The 19,531-nt window shown below is 68.5% G+C and carries 22 protein-coding genes; 15 read left to right on the top strand and 7 right to left on the bottom strand.

From position 1 onward, the window contains the following. Window positions 1-77 precede the first annotated feature (77 nt). From HDA39_RS35180 to HDA39_RS35165, 4 genes are read left to right on the top strand one after another with little or no spacing between them, the layout of a single operon-like run. Window positions 78-653, top strand: coding sequence for a DUF6318 family protein (locus HDA39_RS35180; RefSeq protein ID WP_337926033.1), 576 nt, complete (start codon window positions 78-80; stop codon window positions 651-653). Beyond that, window positions 650-1,552, top strand: coding sequence for a PKD domain-containing protein (locus HDA39_RS35175; protein ID WP_184802642.1), 903 nt, complete (start codon window positions 650-652; stop codon window positions 1,550-1,552). Before HDA39_RS35180 ends, HDA39_RS35175 begins: the two co-directional genes overlap by 4 nt. Next, window positions 1,552-2,139, top strand: coding sequence for a DUF6318 family protein (locus HDA39_RS42775; protein ID WP_337926032.1), 588 nt, complete (start codon window positions 1,552-1,554; stop codon window positions 2,137-2,139). The genes HDA39_RS35175 and HDA39_RS42775 overlap by 1 nt, the downstream gene beginning before the upstream one ends. After that, window positions 2,136-2,720 (top strand): DUF6318 family protein, encoded by a 585-nt coding sequence (locus tag HDA39_RS35165; protein ID WP_184802638.1) that lies wholly within the window; start codon window positions 2,136-2,138, stop codon window positions 2,718-2,720. Before HDA39_RS42775 ends, HDA39_RS35165 begins: the two co-directional genes overlap by 4 nt. 10 nt (window positions 2,721-2,730) lie before the next feature. Here the strand turns inward: HDA39_RS35165 and HDA39_RS35160 are convergent, their stop codons facing one another. Continuing rightward, the gene (locus HDA39_RS35160) at window positions 2,731-3,804 is read right to left on the bottom strand and encodes an alpha/beta hydrolase fold domain-containing protein (RefSeq protein WP_184802636.1); all 1,074 of its coding nucleotides are present in this window, start codon (window positions 3,802-3,804) and stop codon (window positions 2,731-2,733) included. Between the two features lie 87 nt (window positions 3,805-3,891). On the opposite strand from HDA39_RS35160, the gene HDA39_RS35155 reads away from it, so the two are divergent. From HDA39_RS35155 to pstB, 7 genes are all read left to right on the top strand, one after another. Next, window positions 3,892-6,048, top strand: coding sequence for an RNA degradosome polyphosphate kinase (locus HDA39_RS35155; protein ID WP_184802633.1), 2,157 nt, complete (start codon window positions 3,892-3,894; stop codon window positions 6,046-6,048). A 21-nt stretch (window positions 6,049-6,069) separates the two neighbouring features. Continuing rightward, complete coding sequence (locus tag HDA39_RS35150) at window positions 6,070-6,948, top strand: NUDIX hydrolase (RefSeq protein WP_184802631.1); 879 nt, start codon at window positions 6,070-6,072, stop codon at window positions 6,946-6,948. A 151-nt stretch (window positions 6,949-7,099) separates the two neighbouring features. After that, the gene (locus HDA39_RS35145; RefSeq protein WP_273482675.1) at window positions 7,100-7,573 is read left to right on the top strand and encodes a bifunctional nuclease family protein; all 474 of its coding nucleotides are present in this window, start codon (window positions 7,100-7,102) and stop codon (window positions 7,571-7,573) included. A gap of 317 nt (window positions 7,574-7,890) precedes the next feature. Beyond that, window positions 7,891-9,027: a phosphate ABC transporter substrate-binding protein PstS gene (pstS, locus tag HDA39_RS35140; protein ID WP_184802627.1), complete on the top strand. Its 1,137-nt coding sequence runs from the start codon at window positions 7,891-7,893 to the stop codon at window positions 9,025-9,027. Window positions 9,028-9,142: 115 nt separating this feature from the next. Continuing rightward, window positions 9,143-10,195 (top strand): phosphate ABC transporter permease subunit PstC, encoded by a 1,053-nt coding sequence (gene pstC, locus HDA39_RS35135; protein ID WP_184802625.1) that lies wholly within the window; start codon window positions 9,143-9,145, stop codon window positions 10,193-10,195. After that, window positions 10,192-11,112: a phosphate ABC transporter permease PstA gene (pstA, locus tag HDA39_RS35130; RefSeq protein ID WP_184802623.1), complete on the top strand. Its 921-nt coding sequence runs from the start codon at window positions 10,192-10,194 to the stop codon at window positions 11,110-11,112. The genes pstC and pstA overlap by 4 nt, the downstream gene beginning before the upstream one ends. A 20-nt stretch (window positions 11,113-11,132) precedes the next feature. Further along, on the top strand, window positions 11,133-11,909 hold the full coding sequence (gene pstB, locus HDA39_RS35125) for a phosphate ABC transporter ATP-binding protein PstB (RefSeq protein WP_184802621.1): 777 nt from the start codon (window positions 11,133-11,135) through the stop codon (window positions 11,907-11,909). A 66-nt stretch (window positions 11,910-11,975) separates the two neighbouring features. Here the strand turns inward: pstB and HDA39_RS35120 are convergent, their stop codons facing one another. Continuing rightward, window positions 11,976-12,440, bottom strand: coding sequence for a DUF2752 domain-containing protein (locus HDA39_RS35120; RefSeq protein WP_238356223.1), 465 nt, complete (start codon window positions 12,438-12,440; stop codon window positions 11,976-11,978). A gap of 87 nt (window positions 12,441-12,527) precedes the next feature. On the opposite strand from HDA39_RS35120, the gene HDA39_RS35115 reads away from it, so the two are divergent. Both HDA39_RS35115 and HDA39_RS42770 read left to right on the top strand, forming a co-directional pair. Further along, window positions 12,528-13,388, top strand: coding sequence for an RDD family protein (locus tag HDA39_RS35115; RefSeq protein WP_337926031.1), 861 nt, complete (start codon window positions 12,528-12,530; stop codon window positions 13,386-13,388). An 86-nt stretch (window positions 13,389-13,474) separates the two neighbouring features. Then, window positions 13,475-14,101, top strand: coding sequence for an RDD family protein (locus HDA39_RS42770; protein WP_184802617.1), 627 nt, complete (start codon window positions 13,475-13,477; stop codon window positions 14,099-14,101). A gap of 164 nt (window positions 14,102-14,265) precedes the next feature. Here the strand turns inward: HDA39_RS42770 and HDA39_RS35105 are convergent, their stop codons facing one another. From HDA39_RS35105 to thiC, 4 genes are all read right to left on the bottom strand, one after another. Beyond that, window positions 14,266-14,769, bottom strand: coding sequence for a hypothetical protein (locus tag HDA39_RS35105; RefSeq protein WP_337926030.1), 504 nt, complete (start codon window positions 14,767-14,769; stop codon window positions 14,266-14,268). 26 nt (window positions 14,770-14,795) lie between these two features. Next, on the bottom strand, window positions 14,796-15,416 hold the full coding sequence (locus HDA39_RS35100) for a transposase (RefSeq protein ID WP_184802615.1): 621 nt from the start codon (window positions 15,414-15,416) through the stop codon (window positions 14,796-14,798). 186 nt (window positions 15,417-15,602) lie between these two features. After that, on the bottom strand, window positions 15,603-15,848 hold the full coding sequence (locus HDA39_RS35095; RefSeq protein ID WP_184802613.1) for a hypothetical protein: 246 nt from the start codon (window positions 15,846-15,848) through the stop codon (window positions 15,603-15,605). An 82-nt stretch (window positions 15,849-15,930) separates the two neighbouring features. Continuing rightward, complete coding sequence (gene thiC / locus HDA39_RS35090; protein ID WP_184802611.1) at window positions 15,931-17,559, bottom strand: phosphomethylpyrimidine synthase ThiC; 1,629 nt, start codon at window positions 17,557-17,559, stop codon at window positions 15,931-15,933. 248 nt (window positions 17,560-17,807) lie between these two features. On the opposite strand from thiC, the gene HDA39_RS35085 reads away from it, so the two are divergent. Together HDA39_RS35085 and HDA39_RS35080 are read left to right on the top strand one after the other, a co-directional pair. After that, a complete protein-coding gene (locus HDA39_RS35085; RefSeq protein ID WP_184802608.1) occupies window positions 17,808-18,548 on the top strand; it encodes a lysophospholipid acyltransferase family protein in 741 nt (246 codons plus the stop codon). A gap of 209 nt (window positions 18,549-18,757) precedes the next feature. Beyond that, window positions 18,758-19,294 (top strand): hypothetical protein, encoded by a 537-nt coding sequence (locus tag HDA39_RS35080; RefSeq protein WP_337926029.1) that lies wholly within the window; start codon window positions 18,758-18,760, stop codon window positions 19,292-19,294. On the opposite strand, the gene HDA39_RS35075 is transcribed toward HDA39_RS35080, so the two are convergent. Then, a complete protein-coding gene (locus HDA39_RS35075) occupies window positions 19,295-19,528 on the bottom strand; it encodes a hypothetical protein (RefSeq protein ID WP_184802604.1) in 234 nt (77 codons plus the stop codon). Window positions 19,529-19,531 lie beyond the last annotated feature (3 nt).

The following is a 19,531-nucleotide window of genomic DNA, read 5'->3' as shown; positions in this document are numbered from 1 at the left end:
CCACGGACAGTTACGATCGACCAGTCGACTACGGAGGGCTGACGAACGTGACATTCCGCAACAGACTGGCTGCCACCATGACAGCGATCTGCATGACCGCTGCCCTCTCAGCCTGCTCGAACGACAGCCCCGAGGCGGGGCGCCCTGAGACAGCTCCGCCCGTGCCGACTGGATCCATGACCTCAGAGGGCACTGCGCCGACCTCAGGTCCGTCTGAGCAGTCGAGCGCTCCTCCGGACCGTCCTGCGACGGCTGAGGGCCTCTCGTTGTCTGCTGCCGAGGCGTTTCTGGGGCACTACCTCGCCTTGCTGAACTTCGCGTACACGACCGGCGACACCTCACCACTGTTGGCTGCCAGCGACAAGGGTTGCGTGGGGTGCAAGGGGACAGCCGACTATCTCGCCAAGGTCAACGGAAAGAACGGTGGTCTTTCCGGCGACTACGCCGACCGATTGGTCGAGGTCAAGGAGATCTTCAAAGGCGCGTCCGGCAGGATCGGCGGGTCCTTGGCTGTTCAGTCCGGAAACTACGTCGAGCGAAGCTCCCCGTCGGCTTCGCCGGTCCAGAAGAAGGCCCACACCGAGACATGGCAGTTCACACTCAGCGCGGCCGGCAACGCTTGGGTGATGTACGAAATAGAGGCTGACGGATGACTGTCAAAGCCATCGGAGCGGTAGCGGCGTTCGCGACCGTTCTCTCGGGGACCGTCTGGACCGCGACGGTCACGTCCGCGACTCCGAACCAGGCGATGACGATCGGGCTCGACGAGCGGGCACTGACCAGAACGCCGCCGCCGAAGCCCAAAGGCAAGATGAAGCTCATCAAGTCCGGTGGGACGGTCACCCTCAGCAAGAAGGAGCAGGACCGCCAGGAACCCAGACCTGACTCGAACAAGAGCGATTCCAAGAAGTCAGAGTCGAAGATCCGTACGCCGGCCGCGCAGAAACGCATCACGCCGTTCCGCCTGAACATCGGGATCTGCGGGTTGCCCGCAGCCGATGGGGGTGGGCGGATCGGGCCTGCTCGTTGTGAGGAAGCCGAGCGGTTGGAGCCGGAGCAGCCGACGCCTTCGGTGGGGGTTCGGCGGGATTTGCCTCGGCCGGAGGATGTCACCTGGGAGCAGGTGCTGGCAGAGACCAAGAACGTTGCGTTTCCCGGGTTGGAGGTGAAGGTGCAGCCGGCCGGGAAGACCTTGGTGAATCTGGACACGATCGTCTACACCGACCAGGCCAAGGTCTCGAACACGACGGTGACGTTGCTGGGGTTCCCCGTTCTGGTCGAGGCGACGCCGATGAGTTACACGTGGCGGTTCGGGGACGGGACGACCGTGACGACCGAGTCGCCGGGGAAGCCGTACCCGGCGAAGGAGATCACGCACAAGTACCTGAAGCGCGGGTCGGTGGGCATCACGCTGACGACCAACTACGCAGCCCGCTTCAACGTCGACGGGACCGGGTGGCAGTACATCGCGGGCACCGTCCCGATCACCGGACCCGCGACACCCCTGCAGATCCAGGAAGCCGTGCCGGTACTGGTGGATCCGCCGAATTGATGAACAGTCGGCGGACCCGGATGGCGGCTTGCGTCCCTTTCCTGACCGCGGTTCTTGCGGCCTGTTCGACTGCCGGCCCGGAGGCAGGCTCCGCGAACACAGGCGCGCCGTCGAGGAACAACCCGACACCTTCGAGTACGTCGGCCGCGAGCCCACCTTCTGTACCCGAGCGCCCTGACAGCGCTAACGGCCTGAGCCTCGCCGCTGCCGAAGGGTTCGTTCGGTACTACAGCAGTCTCTTGAACTACGCGTCCGCCACCGGGAACGCCGCGCCCATGCTGGGCGCAAGCGATCCCGGCTGCGAGAACTGCAAGGGGTACGCGGACTTCGTCAGGAAATCCAACGGCGCCAACGGCCTGATGAAGGGCGACTACGCCGAGAGGGTCGGCGAGGTGGCCGAGCTGGTCCAGGGCGAGAGCGGGCGGGTGGGCGGCTCGGCGACGATTCAGGTCGGCCTTTACGTGAGCCGCCGGACGCCGACAGACACGCCGTTCACGAGTAAGGCGACGACGTACACCCGTGAGTTCGCGCTGTCGGCACGGAGCGCGAACTGGGTCATGTACGAGATGAAATTGGTCGAGCGATGATCCACAACAAAGCGGCAGCATCCGTTGGCATCGCGTTCGCGGCCGCGGCTCTCGCCGCCTGTTCGCATGGAGGGCCTGTGGCAAGCGGACCGGGCACCGCACCGCTCGGTTCAACCGACTCATCTGCCACGCCCAAATCCAGCAAGCCAGCGCTGAGCACGCCACCTCCCCGGCCTGCGCCGGCAGCAGGCACCAGCTTGGCTGCTGGGGAAGCGTTCATCGCCCACTACCTAGACCTGCTGAACCACGCGTCCGCCACCGGCGACCCTGCACCGTTTCTCGCGGCGAGCGACAAAGGTTGCCTTGGATGCCAAGGGCTGGCCGACTACACCCGCAAGGTCAATGTGAAGAACGGCGCCGTCAAGGGCGACTACAAGGACAAGTTGATCGCCGTGAAGGAGATCTATCGCGGCGAGTCCGGCCGATTGGGCGGATCGGCGACGATCAGGTCGGGGATCTACGAAGAGCGGCTCACGCCGACCGCATCCCCGGTTCTTCAGACGAGCGCCGACGGCACTCTGGAGTTCACTTTCTCGAGCAGCGCGGGGAACTGGGTGATGTACGAGATGCAGATCACCTGACTCCACGGAGCTAGGGGTTGAGGACCGACTTCACATAAGCGTGGATGCGCAGCTGCGCGGCCCGTGTGGCGCCGCCCAGGGTGAGCATGTTGGTGAAGCCGTGGATGAGGGTGGGTTCTTGGTGGTGGGTCGTGGGGACGCCCGCGGCGGTCAGCGCGTCGGCGTATTCGTTGCCTTCGTCGCGGAGGGGGTCGAAGCCGGCGGTGACGACGTACGCCGGGGCCAGGCCTTCGAGTGGGCCGAAGAGGGGGGAGACGCGGGGGTCGGGGCGGAGGGTCGGGTCGGGGGTGTAGTGCTCGCGGTACCAGAGGATCTCTTCCTCGGTGAGGAAGAAGCCTTCGCCGAAGAGATCTCTGGACGGGCGGCGGCCGACGAGGTCGACGGCGGGGTAGATGAGGAGCTGCAGCGCCGGGGCAGGGATGTCCCGTACGACGCACTGCTGGGCGACGACCGCGGCGAGGTTGCCGCCCGCGGAGTCGCCGCCGACCGCGACCAGGGCAGGGTCGGCGCCCAGGTCTTCGGCGTGCTCGATGGCCCAGCTGAAGGCGGCGACGGCGTCCTCGGCGGCGACCGGGGCGGGGGCTTCGGGGGCGAGGCGGTAGTCGACCGACAGGACCCGTACGCCGGTCTCGGCCGCGACGTCGCGGCAGTACGCGTCGTGGGTGTCGAGGTCGCCGACGACCCAGCCGCCGCCGTGGAAGAAGACGAGGAGCCCGCGGCCCGCCGTACGGGGGACGTAGAGGCGGGCGCCGAGCTGGCCGTCGGCGCCCCGGACGGTGAGTTCGGTCACGCGCTGGACCTCACGGAGTGGTCCGGACACGAGGGCGGTCCCCCGCAACAGACCCGCGCGCGCCGCGGCAACGGACTTCGGGAGGCCGCCGCTGCCGGGGAGCAGAGCCTCGAGCCGGAGCAGCAGCTGCAGGTCGGGGTCGAGAACGTTGCCGTCGATCTCGATCGGAGCGCCGGCCAGGCGGCGGCGGACCGCCGGGGGCAGGGCGTAGACCGGGGTCAGGGCATGGCCCTGGACCGCCTTCTGGACAGCGGTCAGTCCGGTCCGCAGCAACGCGTCCACTCGTGGGTTCACAAAGCGTGACGCTAGCAACAATCAGCGAGATCGCGCAGAGACGACCCTGACATGCGTCCAGCCACCTACCGTTCACCAAAGGATGGGATGCTGGTCAACGTGGCAGGAGACTTGTTGGCGTCGCACAACCGGGAGTACGACGTCGAGCCCCCGTACGACATCACGGAGGCCGGCGACCTTCCCGAGGACCGGTTCTCGGACCGCGAGCTGAGCTGGCTGGCGTTCAACCAGCGCGTGCTCGAGCTGGCCGAGAACGACCGCGTGCCGTTGCTGGAGCGGGCCAAGTTCCTGGCCATCTTCGCCAGCAACCTGGACGAGTTCTACATGGTCCGCGTGGCCGGCCTCAAGCGCCGCATCGCGGCCGGCGTTGCTGTCAAAGCCGCCAGCGGCCTGATGCCGCGCGAGGTGCTCGACCGCAGCCTGAGCCGCAGCCGCGAGCTGATGGACCGGCAGGCCGAGACCTGGCGCAAGGTCGTGCTGCCCGCCCTGGTCAAGGAGGGTATCGACATCCTCCGCTGGGACGAGCTGGAGCACGCCGAGCGCGAGGCGATGACCCAGTTCTTCAAGGACCGGGTCTTCCCGGTCCTGACCCCGCTCGCGGTCGACCCGTCGCACCCGTTCCCGTACATCTCCGGCCTGTCGCTCAACCTGGCCGTCGTGGTCCGCAACCCCGACTCCGGCGGCGAGCACTTCGCCCGGGTGAAGGTGCCGCCGCTGCTGCCCCGGTTCGTGAAGGTCGCCGAGGGCCGGTTCGTCCCGCTCGAGGACGTCATCGCCACGCACCTCGGCCAGCTGTTCCCGGGCATGGAGGTGACCCAGGTCCACACCTTCCGGGTCACCCGCAACGAGGACCTCGAGGTCGAGGAGGACGACGCGGAGAACCTGCTCGCCGCGCTCGAGAAGGAGCTGCTGCGGCGCCGGTTCGGCCCGCCGGTCCGGCTCGAGGTCGAGGAGTCGATCGACCCGAAGGTCCGGGCGTTGCTGGTGTCCGAGCTGGGCGTCACCGAGGCCGAGGTGTTCGAGGTGCCGGGTCCGCTGGACCTGCGCGGCCTGTTCGACATCGCGTCGCTGGATCGGGCCGAGCTGAAGTACCCCGGCTTCGTCCCGTCGACGCACCCGCACCTGGCCGAGGTCGAGACCTCCAACCCGGCCGACATGTTCCACGCGCTCAAGCAGCGCGACGTACTGGTCCACCACCCGTACGACAGCTTCTCGACGAGCGTGCAGCGCTTCATCGAGCAGGCCGCGGCCGACCCGCACGTGCTCGCGATCAAGCAGACGCTGTACCGGACCAGCGGTGACTCGCCGATCGTCGACGCGTTGATCGACGCCGCCGAGGCCGGCAAGCAGGTGCTGGTCCTGGTCGAGATCCAGGCCCGGTTCGACGAGCAGGCCAACATCAAGTGGGCCCGTCAGCTCGAGCATGCCGGCTGCCACGTCGTCTACGGCGTGATCGGCCTGAAGACGCACTGCAAGCTCTCGATGGTGGTCCGCGACGAGCCGGACGGCCTGCGTCGCTACGCCCACATCGGCACCGGCAACTACCACCCGAAGACTGCCCGGATGTACGAGGACCTCGGCCTGCTGACCAGCGACAAGGTCGTCACCGAGGACATCGCGCACCTGTTCAACCACCTGTCCGGCTTCGCCCGCAGTACGGGCTCGCGCCGGCTGCTGGTCGCTCCGCAGTCCGTACGTCGGGGCCTGCTGGACCGGATCGAGCGCGAGGTCCAGCACCACCTGGCCGGTCGCCCGGCCCGGGTCCGGATCAAGGTGAACAGCCTGGTCGACGAGGCCCTGTGCGACGCCCTGTACCGTGCGTCGCAAGCCGGTGTCCCGGTCGACCTGTGGATCCGCGGCATCTGCACCATCCGTCCCGGCGTACCGGGGCTGTCGGACAACATCCGCGTCCGCAGCATCCTCGGCCGGTTCCTGGAGCACAGCCGGGTCTTCTGGTTCGACAACGGCGGCGAGTCCGAGGTGTGGATCGGCTCGGCCGACCTGATGCACCGCAACCTGGACCGCCGGGTCGAGGTGCTGGTCCAGCTCAAGCAGCAGGACCAGATCACCGAGCTGCGCGAGCTGTTCGACCTCGGCTTCGACGAGCGGACCGGCTCGTGGTGGCTGCAGCCCGACGACACCTGGCAGGCCCGGCTCACCGGTCCGGACGGCGAGCCGTTGCGTGACCTGCAGGAACGCCTGATCGCGACCCGCGGCAGGCGCCGCCAGGCCGACACCCCGTAGGTCGATCGAAGGCTGGAGACGATGAGCAACCCGGCGACCGTGATCGCCGCGGGTGGTGTCGTGTGGCGGGAGCGCCGCGGCACGCGCCAGGTCCTGCTGGTGCACCGCCCCAGGTACGACGACTGGTCCCTGCCGAAGGGCAAGCTGACCGCGCACGAGCACGTGCTGTCCGCGGCGCGGCGCGAGATCGAGGAGGAGACCGGTCTGCGGGTCGTGCTCGGCCCGTCGCTCGGCATCCAGCGGTACGACGTCCGCAAGAACGGCGGGACCGTGCCGAAGCTGGTGCACTACTGGTCCGCCGAGACCCGCGGCGACGGCGAGTTCGTCTCGAGCGACGAGGTCGACCGGGTCGAGTGGCTCGAGGTCGACCAGGCCGCGGCGCGGCTCAGCTACCCGCGCGACGTGGACATCCTGCGCAACCTCGAGCCCGCCGTACCGGTGGTCGCGTCGCTGGTCCTGATCCGGCACGCGGAGGCGATCAGGCGCAAGGACTGGGACGAGGACGACACGGACCGCCCGCTGACCGATCGCGGCCGGGGCACCTCCGAGCGGCTGGTCGACGTACTGGCCGCGCTCGGGGTGGACCGGGTGCGCAGCAGCGACGCGGAGCGGTGCGCGACCACGCTCACGCCGTACGCCGCGGCGATCGGCCGCAAGATCCACCTGCACCCGGAGATCTCCGAGCGCGGGTTTGAGGCGGACCCGCAGGCGATGGAGGGCCTGGCCGGCACCGCGTGGAAGCACGGCCACGTGACCGTCATCTGCTCGCACCGCCCGGTGCTGCCCGCTCTGGCGCGTGAGCTCGGGCTCCCCGTCGGCAAGTACTCCCCCGGCGCGTTCGTCGTCGCGCACCTGCTCGCCGACGGCCGCGTCGCCCACGAACGCTTCAGCGCGCCGTAAGGGGGTGTGACTCCGAGCGACCCCGCCAATGCAAAGAGATCGTCACAGTCGGGGTCGCCGCCGAGTGCGGCGGGCCCTGCCGGGTATGTTCCTACCGAGGAAACCGGCGCCCTACCGGGAGCCGGCGGCACGGAGAGGCCGGGACCGCACCATGACATCGATGCGCGAACTGACCCTGATCGGGATCCGGATGGAGTCGCCCAACCGGGCGCCCGTGATGATGCTGCGCGAGACCGAGGGCTACCGCTACCTACCGATCTCGATCGGTTCGGTGGAAGCGACCGCGATCGCGTACGAGGAGCAGGGCCTGCGCCCCTCCCGGCCGCTGACCCACGACCTGATGCGCGACCTGATCGAGGCGTTCGGCGTGCACATCGAGGCGGTGGAGATCGTCGAGTTGCGCGACGCGGTCTTCTACGCCGAGCTGGTGCTGGCCAACGGCGCCCGCGTGTCGGCCCGGCCGAGCGACTCGGTCGCGCTCGCGGTCAGACTCGGTACGCCGATCCGCTGCACCGAGCAGGTGCTGCGCGAGGCCGGCGTTGCCACGCCCGAGGAGGAGCAGGCCGAGCTCGAGCGCTTCCGCCAGTTCCTCGACGGCGTGGCGCCGGAGGACTTCTCCAGCTGAAACAAGCCCGCGGCGTACCGGTTCTTCATCCCCAGTACGACGTACGGCGGCCGCGCGATCACCTGGCCGTCATCGGCATCCCTTGCGCTGGTCGTGCGCTGATACCGGACCGTGACCAACAGGCGCTTGAAATCACTCAGCGTCACGGCTCTTAACTCAGTTCACCTGCTGGCCTCCTGACGGCACGCCAGTCGTCGCGAGCACTACCGAAACCGTTCACCGCTCGTTCATCCGCGACGGACCAGGCGGTCACCTGCTCTCCCTACCGTCTGTGGAAGTTCACAAAGTCTGAATTCCCGCAGAAGGGCAACACTCTCGTGTCCGTCAATCGCCTGCTCCGCGTCGGCACCGTCGCCGTGGCTTCCCTCGGCGTTCTCGCTCTGAGCGCCTGTGGCAGTGACCCGGAGCCGTCGGGCTCCTCGACCCCGTCGGGTGACAGCTCGGCCTCCACCGGCACCGCCGACTGCCCCGAGGGCACCCTGAACGCCGAGGGATCCTCGGCGCAGAAGAACGCCATCGAGGAAGTCATCGCCAAGTACAACGAGAAGTGCGCCGATGCCACGGTGAACTACAACGCCACCGCGTCCGGTGCGGGCATCAAGCAGTTCAACGCCAGCCAGGTCGACTTCGCCGGTTCCGACTCGGCGCTGAAGACCGAGGGCTCCGACGGCGGCGAGTCCGAGGCGGCCGCCGCGGCCAAGCGCTGCCAGGGCAGCCCGGCGTGGAACCTGCCGATGGTCACCGGGCCGATCGCCCTGGCCTACAACATCGACGGCGTGAGCAAGCTGGTGCTCGACGGACCGACTGCCGCCGCGATCTTCCAGGGCACGATCAAGACCTGGAACGACCCGGCCATCGCCAAGCTGAACCCGGGGACGACGCTGCCGTCGGCGGCCATCGCCGTCTTCTTCCGCTCCGACGAGTCCGGCACCACCGAGAACTTCACCAAGTACCTGGCCGCGGCCGGTGGTGGCGCGTGGAAGGGCAAGCCGGCCAAGAAGTGGTCCGGGACCGGCAACGGCAAGGAGAAGTCCTCCGGTGTCGCCGAGGGCGTGAAGAGCACCAAGAACGCGCTCACCTACGTCGAGTGGTCCTACGCGATCGACAACAAGCTCGGGGTGGCGCAGGTCGACAGCGGCGCCGGAGCGGTCGAGCTGACCGGCGAGTCGGCCGGCAAGGCGGTTGCCGCGGCGAAGGTCGCGGGCACCGGCAACGACCTGGCGCTCAAGGTCGACTACGCGACGAAGGCGGCCGGGGCCTACCCGATCGTCCTGGTCACCTACGAGATCGTCTGCAGCAAGGGCCTGCCGGCCGAGAAGACCGCGCTGGTGAAGAGCTTCCTGTCCTACTTCGCGAGCACCGAGGGTCAGTCCTCGCTGGCCGAGCTGAACTACGCCCCGCTGCCGGACGAGATCCGGACGAAGGTCGACGCGGCCGTCCAGGCCATCAGCTGATTTCATCCGGTCGCAACCGGCCGTGATGCGAGCCCCGGTCCTTGCCCTCGGCAAGCGACCGGGGCTTGCCTCATGACCACCCCGGACAACGACCCCGTCGCTTGGAGCCACAACGATGAGCAGCACAGACGGCACGGCCCCGCCCGATCGGCCGGCTGACGAACGCACGATGGACCTCGGTCCGGTCGGCCACCTCGGTGATCGGCTGTTCTCCGGTCTGGCCCGCGGTTCGGGTGGGCTGGTAGTCCTGATCGTCGCCTTCGTCGGCATCTTTCTGCTGGCCCTGGCGATCCCTTCCCTGGCCAAGAACGACAGCAATTTTCTTTTCTCCCGGATCTGGGAGCCCGGCGCGGTGCCGCCGAAGTTCGGTATCGCCGCCTTGTTCTACACCACTGTCGTCAGCTCGATCATCGCGATGGCGATCGCCGTCCCGATCGCGGTCGGGGTGGCGCTGTTCACCACGTACTACGCACCGAAGCGGCTGGCCGCGCCGGTGTCGCACGCGATCGACCTGCTGGCCGCCGTCCCGTCGATCATCTACGGCCTGTGGGGGATCCTGCTGTTCGCCCCGCTGCTGAGGCCGGTCATCAACGGCCTGGGGACGGCGCTGGGCTGGATCCCGATCTTCGAGAAGCCACCCACCGACAACGTCGGCGTGGTGTTCACCGCGTCGGTCGTGCTGGCGATCATGATCCTGCCGGTCGTCACCGCGATCAGCCGGGAGATCTTCGCCCAGACCCCGATCGCGCACCGCGAGGGCGCGCTGGCGCTCGGGTCGACCCGCTGGGAGATGATCCGGATGGCCGTTCTGCCGTACGGGCGCTCCGGCGTGGTCAGCGCCTCGATGCTCGGCCTGGGCCGCGCGCTCGGTGAGACCGTCGCCGTCCTGATCATCTTGTCGGTGCCGAACGGCAACGACCCGTGGAACTCCTCGATCTTCGCCGGCGGCGAGACGTTCGCCTCGAAGATCGCCAACAACGCCGCCGAGTTCGACTCGCCGGAGAAGACCGGCGCGTACATCGCGGCCGGTCTGGTGCTGTTCGTGGTGACCTTCCTGGTCAACTCGATCGCCCGGATCATCGTGGACCGCAGCACGCCCGGCGGCAAGCGGACGCGCAAGGTCAAGCGAGTCGGCGACAAGCCGCAGAGCGAAGGAGCGACGCTGTGACGACCCTCGCGGCGAACCGGCCGGCCTACGACGGCAAGACCCTGGACCTGACCGGCAAGTCCGGCAACCGGGCGTTCAAGAACACCTTGGCCAGCGTGCTGATCACGTTGTGCTTCCTGGTCGCGCTGATCCCGCTGGTGTGGATCCTGTGGACCGTGATCAGCAAGGGCTACGGACTGCTGGCGGACGCCGGCTGGTGGAGCGAGTCGCAGCGCGGCATCACCGTACGGCGCGAAGGCGGCGGCGCGTACCACGCGATCATGGGCACGCTGATCATGTCCCTGATCACCGCGCTGATCGCCGTCCCGATCGCGATCATGGGCGCGGTCTACCTGGTCGAGTACGGCCGGGGCACCAGGGCGGCCCGGGTGGTCAGCTTCATGATCGACATCCTGACCGGTGTCCCGTCGATCGTCGCGGCGCTGTTCATCTACGCCGTCTGGATCACCGTCTTCGGGTTCAACCGGGTCGGTTTCGCGGTGTCGCTGTCCCTGGTGCTGCTGATGCTGCCGGTCGTGCTGCGCTCCACCGAGGAGATGCTCAAACTGGTCCCGGACGAGTTGCGCGAGGCGTCGTACGCGCTCGGGGTGCCGAAGTGGAAGACGATCCTGAAGGTGGTCGTCCCGACCGCGTTCGGTGGCATCGTCACCGGTGTGATGCTCGGCCTGGCCCGCGTGATGGGTGAGACCGCGCCGCTGCTGATCCTGGTCGGCTACTCCAAGAACATCAACCTGAACCCGTTCGACGGATTCATGGGCGCGCTGCCGACGATGATCAACCAGGACCGGACCGAGCTGGCGCTGCAGCCGGCCGCGGACCGGGTCTGGGCGGCCGCGCTGACGCTGATCCTGCTCGTCCTCCTGCTCAACCTGCTGGCCCGCCTGGTCGCGCGGTTCAGCACGATCAAGTCCAAATAGTCGAGAGGTACTGAACCGATATGGCAAAGCGCATCGAGGTCAGCGGCCTCAACGTCTACTACGGCGACTTCAAGGCCGTCGAGGACGTGTCGATGACGATCGAGCCCCGCTCGGTCACCGCGTTCATCGGCCCGTCCGGCTGCGGCAAGTCCACCTACCTGCGGACCCTGAACCGGATGCACGAGGTGATCCCCGGCGCCCGGGTCGAGGGCAAGGTGCTGCTGGACCAGCAGGACCTGTACGCCACCGGGATCGACCCGGTCGCGGTCCGCCGCGTGGTCGGCATGGTGTTCCAGCGGCCGAACCCGTTCCCGACCATGTCGATCTTCGACAACGTCGCGTCCGGCCTGAAGCTGAACGGCGTCAAGGACAAGAAGAAGCTCACCGAGGTGGTCGAGCGGTCGTTGCACGACGCGAACCTGTGGAACGAGGTGAAGGACCGCCTCGACAAGCCGGGCGCCGGCCTGTCCGGTGGTCAGCAGCAGCGGCTGTGCATCGCGCGGGCGATCGCCGTCGAGCCCGAGGTGATCCTGATGGACGAGCCGTGCTCGGCGCTGGACCCGATCTCCACGCTGGCGATCGAGGACCTGATCGAGAAGCTGAAGGACAAGTTCACCGTCGTCATCGTGACGCACAACATGCAGCAGGCGGCCCGGGTCTCCGACCAGACCGCGTTCTTCAACCTGGCCGCGACCGGCAAGCCCGGCCGGCTGATCGAGATGGGCCCGACCAAGCAGATCTTCTCGAACCCGACCGAGAAGGCGACCGAGGACTACATCACCGGCCGCTTCGGCTGAGCCGCCGGTGTCGGCGCCGCGGGCAAGCACTTCGGCCCGCGGCGCTTTCCCTTGCCTGGAAGGGATCTAGACCAGATTCCGCAGTACGCCGTACGCCGCCATCACGGCCAGGAACGCCATCGGCGCGACCCGCGTGAACCGCGCGCCCGGACGCGGACGCGGCAGACGGAACCGGCCGAGCCGCTCCAGCGTCCATGCCAGCAGCAGGTAACCGACCACCAGCGCGACGACCGGGAGCACCACGAACATGGGCGGGTTGTACGGCCAGGCACGCGCCACGTCGCCCTCGAGCAGGGCGGCGGCCATCCGCGTCGTCCCGCAGAACGGGCAGTTCAGCCCGGTGACGGCGTGGAACGGGCACGGCAGCCCGATCCGTCCACCCGACAGTCCGTTGACCGCGGCAAGCACTGCGCCGCCGGCCAGGACCGCCGCCAGGCCACGCACCCGGCGGTCCAACGGCTCGGGCGTGGCGCGCCCGCGCTCGTTCCCTCTAGGGTGTGCCGGATGCATGGCTCCACGGTAGACCGTCATCCGGACTCCCCGGTGCGGTGCGTGGCCGGTGAGCCTCAGACTCGCTAGCCTGCAATGACTCCTCAACGAAGATCAGAAGGGATCGTCGTGAGCACTCCGACGCCACCACCGGGTTTCGACCCCCAGGACCCGAACCAGGGCAACGGGGATCAGACGCCGGACCAGCCGGGCCAGTACGGTCAGCAGCCGGGCCAGTACGGCCAGCCGACCCAGGACCAGCCCGGCGGTTACCCGGGTCAGCCGGGCCAGTACGGCCAGCAGCCTGGGTACGGTCAGCCGCCGGGTCAGCCTGGGTACGGTCAGCCGCAGCAGCCGGACTACGGGCAGCAGCCCGGGCAGTACGGCCAGCAGCCCGGTCAGTACGGGCAGCCGCAGCAGCCGGGTGCGTACCCGGGTCAGCCGGGCGGCGGCCAGTACGGCCAGCAGCCTGGTCAGCAGCCGGGCCAGCCGGGTGGGTCCTCCTACCCGTCGTACCCGCAGGGCGGCGCGACGCCGTACGGCTCGCAGCCCTACGGCGGCTACGGCTACGGCAACCCCGGCGGTGAACTGGCCACCTGGCCGGTCCGCGTGGGCGCCTCGCTGATCGACGGCATCATCATCGCGATCCCGTCCTGGATCGGGAACCTGATCTCCGGCGTGGGCGACGGCGGCGCCGGGACGACGATCATCGGCCTGCTGCTGAGCCTGGTCGCGCTGGGTCTGTGGATCTACAACCGCCTCGTCCTGCAGGGCCAGACCGGCCAGAGCTGGGGCAAGAAGGCGCTCGGCCTCAAGCTGGTCTCCGCCGACACCGGACAGAACGTCGGCGTGGGCAAGGCGCTGCTGCGCGAGATCACCCACATCCTGGACGCCCTGCCGTGCTACCTGGGTTACCTGTGGCCGCTGTGGGACGACAAGAAGCAGACCTTCGCGGACAAGATCAACACCACGTACGTCGTCAAGCTCTGACCTCGTACCGTCTGCGTTCCGAGCGCCGTGGCCTGTCGAGGCCACGGCGTTCTGCTGTCCTCGCCGGTGTCGTAGAAAGGACTGTCGTGAGCACCCCTCCGTTCGACCCGAACCGCCCGCAGGACCAGCCGCCGTACCCGGCCGTTCCTGGGCAGCAGCCGGGCTATCCCAACCAGCCGTCGTACCCGAACCAGCCGGGCAACTACGCGCCGCAGTACAACCCGTCGCAGCCGGGCTACAACCCCTACTCCGGCGGTGGTGGCGGCTACGGCTACAACTACTCGCTGCCGGGCCAGCTCGCCGGCTGGGGCTCCCGGGTGCTCGCGTCGATCGTGGACTCACTCCTCGCGATCGTCCTGATCGCGGCCGGCGCGATCACCGCGCTCGCGCTGAGCGGCGACCTGGAGGAGATGAGCGACGCCGGCGGTGCCGCGATGGTGATCGGGTACCTCGCCTCGATCGTCTACCAGATCTGGAACCGGGTGATCCGGCAGGGCCGCACCGGTCAGTCGCTGGGCAAGAAGGTCGTCGGTCTCAAGATCGTCTCCCCCGAGACCGGCGAGCTGATCGGTGTGGGCCGGACCTTCGGCCGCGAGCTCTGCGCGCTGATCTTCAACAACATCTGCTTCCTGAACGTGCTCTGGCCGCTGTGGGACGACAAGCACCAGACCTGGCACGACAAGGTCGCGTCGGACATCGTCATCAAGCTCTAGGGTGTGTCTCTCGATTCCCGCCGTAGCGAGCAGGTGCTCGGTGCGGTAGCTCGGAGTGCTGGAGTGAAGGCCTCGATGTTCTTCCATCGTGGTCTTTGCTCCAGTGCTTCGAGGTGCCGTGCCGAGTGCCGCGCAGTAGGCGGGAATCGAGAGACACACCCTAGCTAGCGCGACAGCAGCAGGCCCGCGCAGGTGACCGACCAGAGCACACTGGTGAACGTGCCGATGATGAACCGCTCTGCCACCGCCTGCGGCGTAACGGATGCCGGCTGGTCCGGACTGCGCAGCTCGGGGTACCGGGCGAGGCCCTTGATGGCCAGCACGATCGCCAGTCCCTCCGGCCAGCCGGCCACCATCGAGCCGTAGATCGCACCGCGCTCCAGCGCACCGATCAGCGCGCCACCGCGCAGCACCTCACCGGCCTGCTGGGTCGACTGGGACCTGGTGTTGTTGCGGTCCACCAGGGAGAGGACTGACGTCGTCAGCGGGCCACCGCCGGCGACAGCCAGGGCGCCGGACACCAGGAGCAGGACGTTCCACCCGCCTTCGCCCCAGCCGGTGACGCCGTCACCGGCCAGCAGGATGATGCCGTCCGCGACCAGGCAGGCCAGCATGAAGCCGCTGACCACGATCTCGCTGATCTCCCCCGCCGGCAGGATCCACGCCACTACGGCAAGGATCAACCCGGCCGCGGTCAGCGCGAGGACAGCCGCCGTAATGCAGCGGCACCCGGTGCGAGCAGCTCCGCGGCCAGCAGCCGCCCTCGTTGTTCCTCGGCGAACCCGGCCGCCTGTGCCCGCTGGGTCACCGCCGACTGACTGATGCCGAGCTTCACGCCGATCTCCCGGCGGGTCAGCCCTTCCGCCAGCAGGTCGGCCACGGCCCAGCCGCGCTCGCTACGGCGTCGCAGTACGGAGGCCATCAGCCAGAGCACGCTCTCCACCTGGTCGGCCACCCGCGGGTCGTCGCCGACGACGTTCACGTGGTGCGGACTCGACTTGGCCTTGGTGACGGCGGTCCTGGCGTTGAAGAACGCCGTACCGCTGCCGGCCCGGGTACTGCGCGGGAGCGGCTGCTCGACCGCGCCGATGCCCAGACCGATGTGCCAGTGGTCGGCGCGGATCAGCTGCACGATCACCTCGACCGTCGCACGCGCCTCGGACAGCACACCCTGCACCTCGTCGCCCGCCGTGCGCTCGAACTTGCGCAGCAGACCGGTCCGGCGCGGCCGCCGGTTCAGCGTGTTCAGCAGCTCGGGTACGAGATCACTCGCGCCGCCGCTGCCCCGCTGATCTACCGTCAGAACGAAGACCACCGCCCTGCACCTCCTTCTCGACGCAAGATTAAGGCTACAGTCTTATTCACGTAGAGTGAAGGAAAAAACCTGAACCGGTTCGCCCGATCACTCCCCGTGATCACTCCGCGAACTCACCGATCCCCCAATTCTCCGCTGAAAACGGTCCGGTCCGCCCACCGACTCACCGTCGGACTTCACTCCGCGTCAAGGCGTTTCGCACAGGAACGGCGGGCGCTGACCGCCTGAGTGGTACTCGTAGGTGCGGCCGCCGGCACTGAGGATGATGCGGCTTCCGCTGGTGAGAACCTGGGCGTACATCATTCCCGGCTGCGGGCACCCGAGGCTGCTGTCGGGCCAGGTGACCTCCTCGGAGCTGACGAGCGTGATCTCGTCGACCGTGACACCGGCGCGTTCGGCGAGGTCCGACTTCGCGTGGTCCAACGGGGTCATGGCGGGCTCCTGTGCGGCCGGGGATAGGAGCTGCCATCGTAGGGCGGCCCCGGACAGGTTGCCCGGGGCCACCACACTGCGATCAGTCCGCGAGCGGCAGGTACAGCAACTTGTCGTGGGACTTGAAGGTCTCCGACATCTCGGCGAAGCCGGCTTCGATGGCTTCCTCGGAGTCCAGGCCCTTCTCCTCGGCGTACTTGCGAATGTCGGCGGTGATGCGCATCGAGCAGAACTTCGGCCCGCACATCGAGCAGAAGTGGGCCGTCTTGGCCGGCTCGGCCGGCAGCGTCTGGTCGTGGTACGAGCGCGCCGTGTCCGGATCAAGCGACAGGTTGAACTGGTCCTCCCACCGGAACTCGAAGCGGGCCGTCGACAACGCGTCGTCCCAGTCCTGGGCCCCGGGGTGTCCCTTGGCCAGATCAGCCGCGTGGGCAGCGATCTTGTACGTGATCACGCCGGTCTTCACGTCGTCGCGGTCCGGCAGCCCGAGGTGTTCCTTCGGCGTCACGTAGCAGAGCATCGCCGTCCCGAGCCAGCCGATCTGCGCCGCGCCGATCGCGCTGGTGATGTGGTCGTACGCCGGAGCGACGTCGGTTGCCAACGGCCCCAGTGTGTAGAACGGCGCCTCGCCGCACAGCTCCTCCTCGAGCCGCACGTTCTCCGCGATCTTGTGCATCGGAACGTGCCCGGGACCCTCGATCATCACCTGGACGTCGTGCGCCCACGCGATCTTCGTCAGCTCGCCCAGCGTCCGCAGCTCCGCGAACTGCGCCGCGTCGTTGGCGTCCGCGATCGATCCCGGCCGCAGCCCGTCGCCGAGCGAGAACGTCACGTCGTACGCGCGCAGGATCTCGCACAGCTCCTCGAAATGCGTGTACAGGAAGGACTCCTGGTGATGCGCGAGGCACCACGCCGCCATGATCGAGCCACCGCGCGACACGATCCCGGTGATCCGCCGCGCGGTCAGCGGCACGTACCGCAGCAGGACACCGGCGTGCACGGTCATGTAGTCGACACCTTGCTCGCACTGCTCGATCACGGTGTCGCGGTAGACCTCCCAAGACAGCTCGGACGGGTCGCCCTTCACCTTCTCCAGCGCCTGGTAGAGCGGCACGGTCCCGATCGGGACCGGGGAGTTGCGCAGGATCCACTCCCGCGTCTCGTGGATGTTCTTGCCGGTGGACAGGTCCATCACCGTGTCCGCGCCCCAGCGGCTGGCCCAGACCAGCTTCTCGACCTCTTCCTCGATCGAGCTGGTGACGGCGGAGTTGCCGATGTTCGCGTTCACCTTCACCAGGAACTTCTTGCCGATGATCATCGGCTCGGACTCCGGGTGGTGGTGGTTGGCCGGGATCACCGCGCGGCCGCGGGCGACCTCGGACCGGACCAGCTCCGGGTCGACACCTTCCCGTACGGCGATGTACCGCATCTCCTCGGTGATCGTGCCGGCCCGCGCGTGCGCGAGCTGGGTCAGCCGCTCGCGCCCGCCGACCCAGTCCTTGCGGATCGGCGGCAGACCGGTCTGTACGTCGATCACGGCTGCCGCGTCGGTGTACGGCCCGGAGGTGTCGTACAGGTCGAAGTGCTCGCCGTTGGTGAGGTTCACCCGGCGGCCGGGGACCCGCAGCTCGCCGGTGTAGATCTTCTCCGAGCCCGAGATCGGGCCGGTGGTGACGGTCGGGCGAACGGAGTTGTTGCCGATGGTGGTCACGATGCTGCTCCCTACGCCGGAATTACCCGGACAGGTTCGGCGGTCGGCGGCACCGGTTCGCCCAGCCTGACCGTTCCGTCAGGGGTGCGCAGTCCAGCCGCCCTCTCAGCCCGCTACGGTGCGAGCTCCCGCGTTTCGACTTTCCGCCGCCCACGATAGCGAACCCGCGGTGTACTGCGTACGGGATCCCGCGCGTCGCCGGCGCTCAGGTGGTGCAGGTCATTGACGGCGGCCGGTAGCGTCGAGCCATGCCAGACATTGTCTACCCGCCGGTGATCGCCTTCGCGAAGACCGCGTTCAAGGTGCTCGACCTCAAGTTCGCGATGGTCGGCACCGAGCACGTGCCGCGGACCGGCGGGGCGGTGATCGCGCTCAACCACATCAGCTACGTCGACTTCGTGATCGGCGGCTTCGGCGCCCAGCCGAGCAAGCGACTGGTCCGGTTCATGGCCAAGGAGGTCCTGTTCCGCAACCGGTACTCCGGGCCGCTGATGCGCGGGATGCGCCACATCCCGGTCGATCGCGCGGCCGGCTCGGCGTCGTACCGGGAGGCCCTGACCCAGCTCAAGGCCGGCGAGATCGTCGGGGTCTTCCCGGAGGCGACGATCTCGCGGTCGTTCGAGCTGAAGGAGTTCAAGTCCGGCACGGTCCGGATGGCCGCGGCGGCCGGCGTACCGGTGATCCCGATGATCCTGTGGGGCACCCAGCGGATGCTGACCAAGGACCACCCGAAGGACTTCTCCCGGCACCGGAACGTCTCGATCACCGTCGGGGCACCGATCTCGGTGACCCGCCAGGACGACGCGACCGAGGCGACCGAGCACCTGCGGACCACGATGGCCGGGATGCTCGACGAGACGATCCGCGCCTATCCCGAGCAGCCGGCCGGCGCCTGGTGGCTGCCGGCGTCGTACGGCGGGGGCGCGCCGACGCCCGAGGAGGCCGAGCGCCTCGACCAGGAGGAGCTCGCCCGCCGCCGCAAGCGCTGACCCACCCCTCACCGCCGAAAGGGCAGCCGGTACGGCGTACCGGCTGCCCTTTCGGCCGTGGACAAGACCTTGACCCCGGGCGCACGCGGGAGTACGAAAGGCCTTTGATTGTCGTGCTGGACCTGGGGGGTCCCTCTCGGCGACGGTCGACGGTTCCCCGGGCGGGGGCGCCGGCCGACGGTTCCAGGCGGGTCGGGGGAAGGTTTGTGGTGTTCGATTCCGAGGAGTTGCATCTCTTCGAACCGGGGCGGTTGAAGGTCGCTCCTCATATCGCGGAGGAGATCCCGGACGCCGGGGTGTTCTTCCTGTCCTGGGCGATCCAGGGACTGCGACCGGAGCAGGCCCGCGAGGTCGAGTCCGCGGTGAACGGCCGGCGCTGCACGAACGGCTGGTTTCCCCTCGGCAGTCTGAGCAACATCCCGCTGCGCGGTCTCCGGCCGGGCCCGCTGACCTACCTGGCCCGGATGACCGCCGAGGACCCGGAGATCCTGCGCCGCTGGGCGACCCGGGCCCTGCCCGACCACGGCCGGACGGGCGAGTCCAAGCGCCGGATCGACGACACGTCGAACCACCTGCTGCTCACCCAGGGCCACGCGGCCGCGGCGACCTGGGTGGTCGCCGTACGGCCGCAGGCGTACCTGGACGTCGGACTGCTCGGCGACAAGCTCTACGCGACCTGGGACGCGTACCTGAACTCCCTGCGCCCCAAGGACATGGTCAAGGCCGTACGCCGCTGGAACCGCTAGCTAGTGGAATTGCGGGATGATCAAGTACAGCCCGTAGATCACCGCTGCGACGCAGGCCAGGAAGCAGAGCCCCGCCACGGCCGTGTCCACCGGGGACACCGCCCGCTTCTCGTCGGCAGCCACCGCTCGCCGCGACAGCGCCGTCACGCCGAACGAGAACAGCACTGCCAGCCCGACTCCGAAGATCAGGCTGACCACTGCGACCTGTCCGAGTGCGCTCCAGTCGATGTGCATCCG

Source organism: Kribbella italica (genome assembly GCF_014205135.1).
GTDB lineage: Bacteria > Actinomycetota > Actinomycetes > Propionibacteriales > Kribbellaceae > Kribbella > Kribbella italica.
Note: the sequence above shows the minus strand (reverse complement) of the source record. Positions and strands in the feature narration are given on the sequence as shown.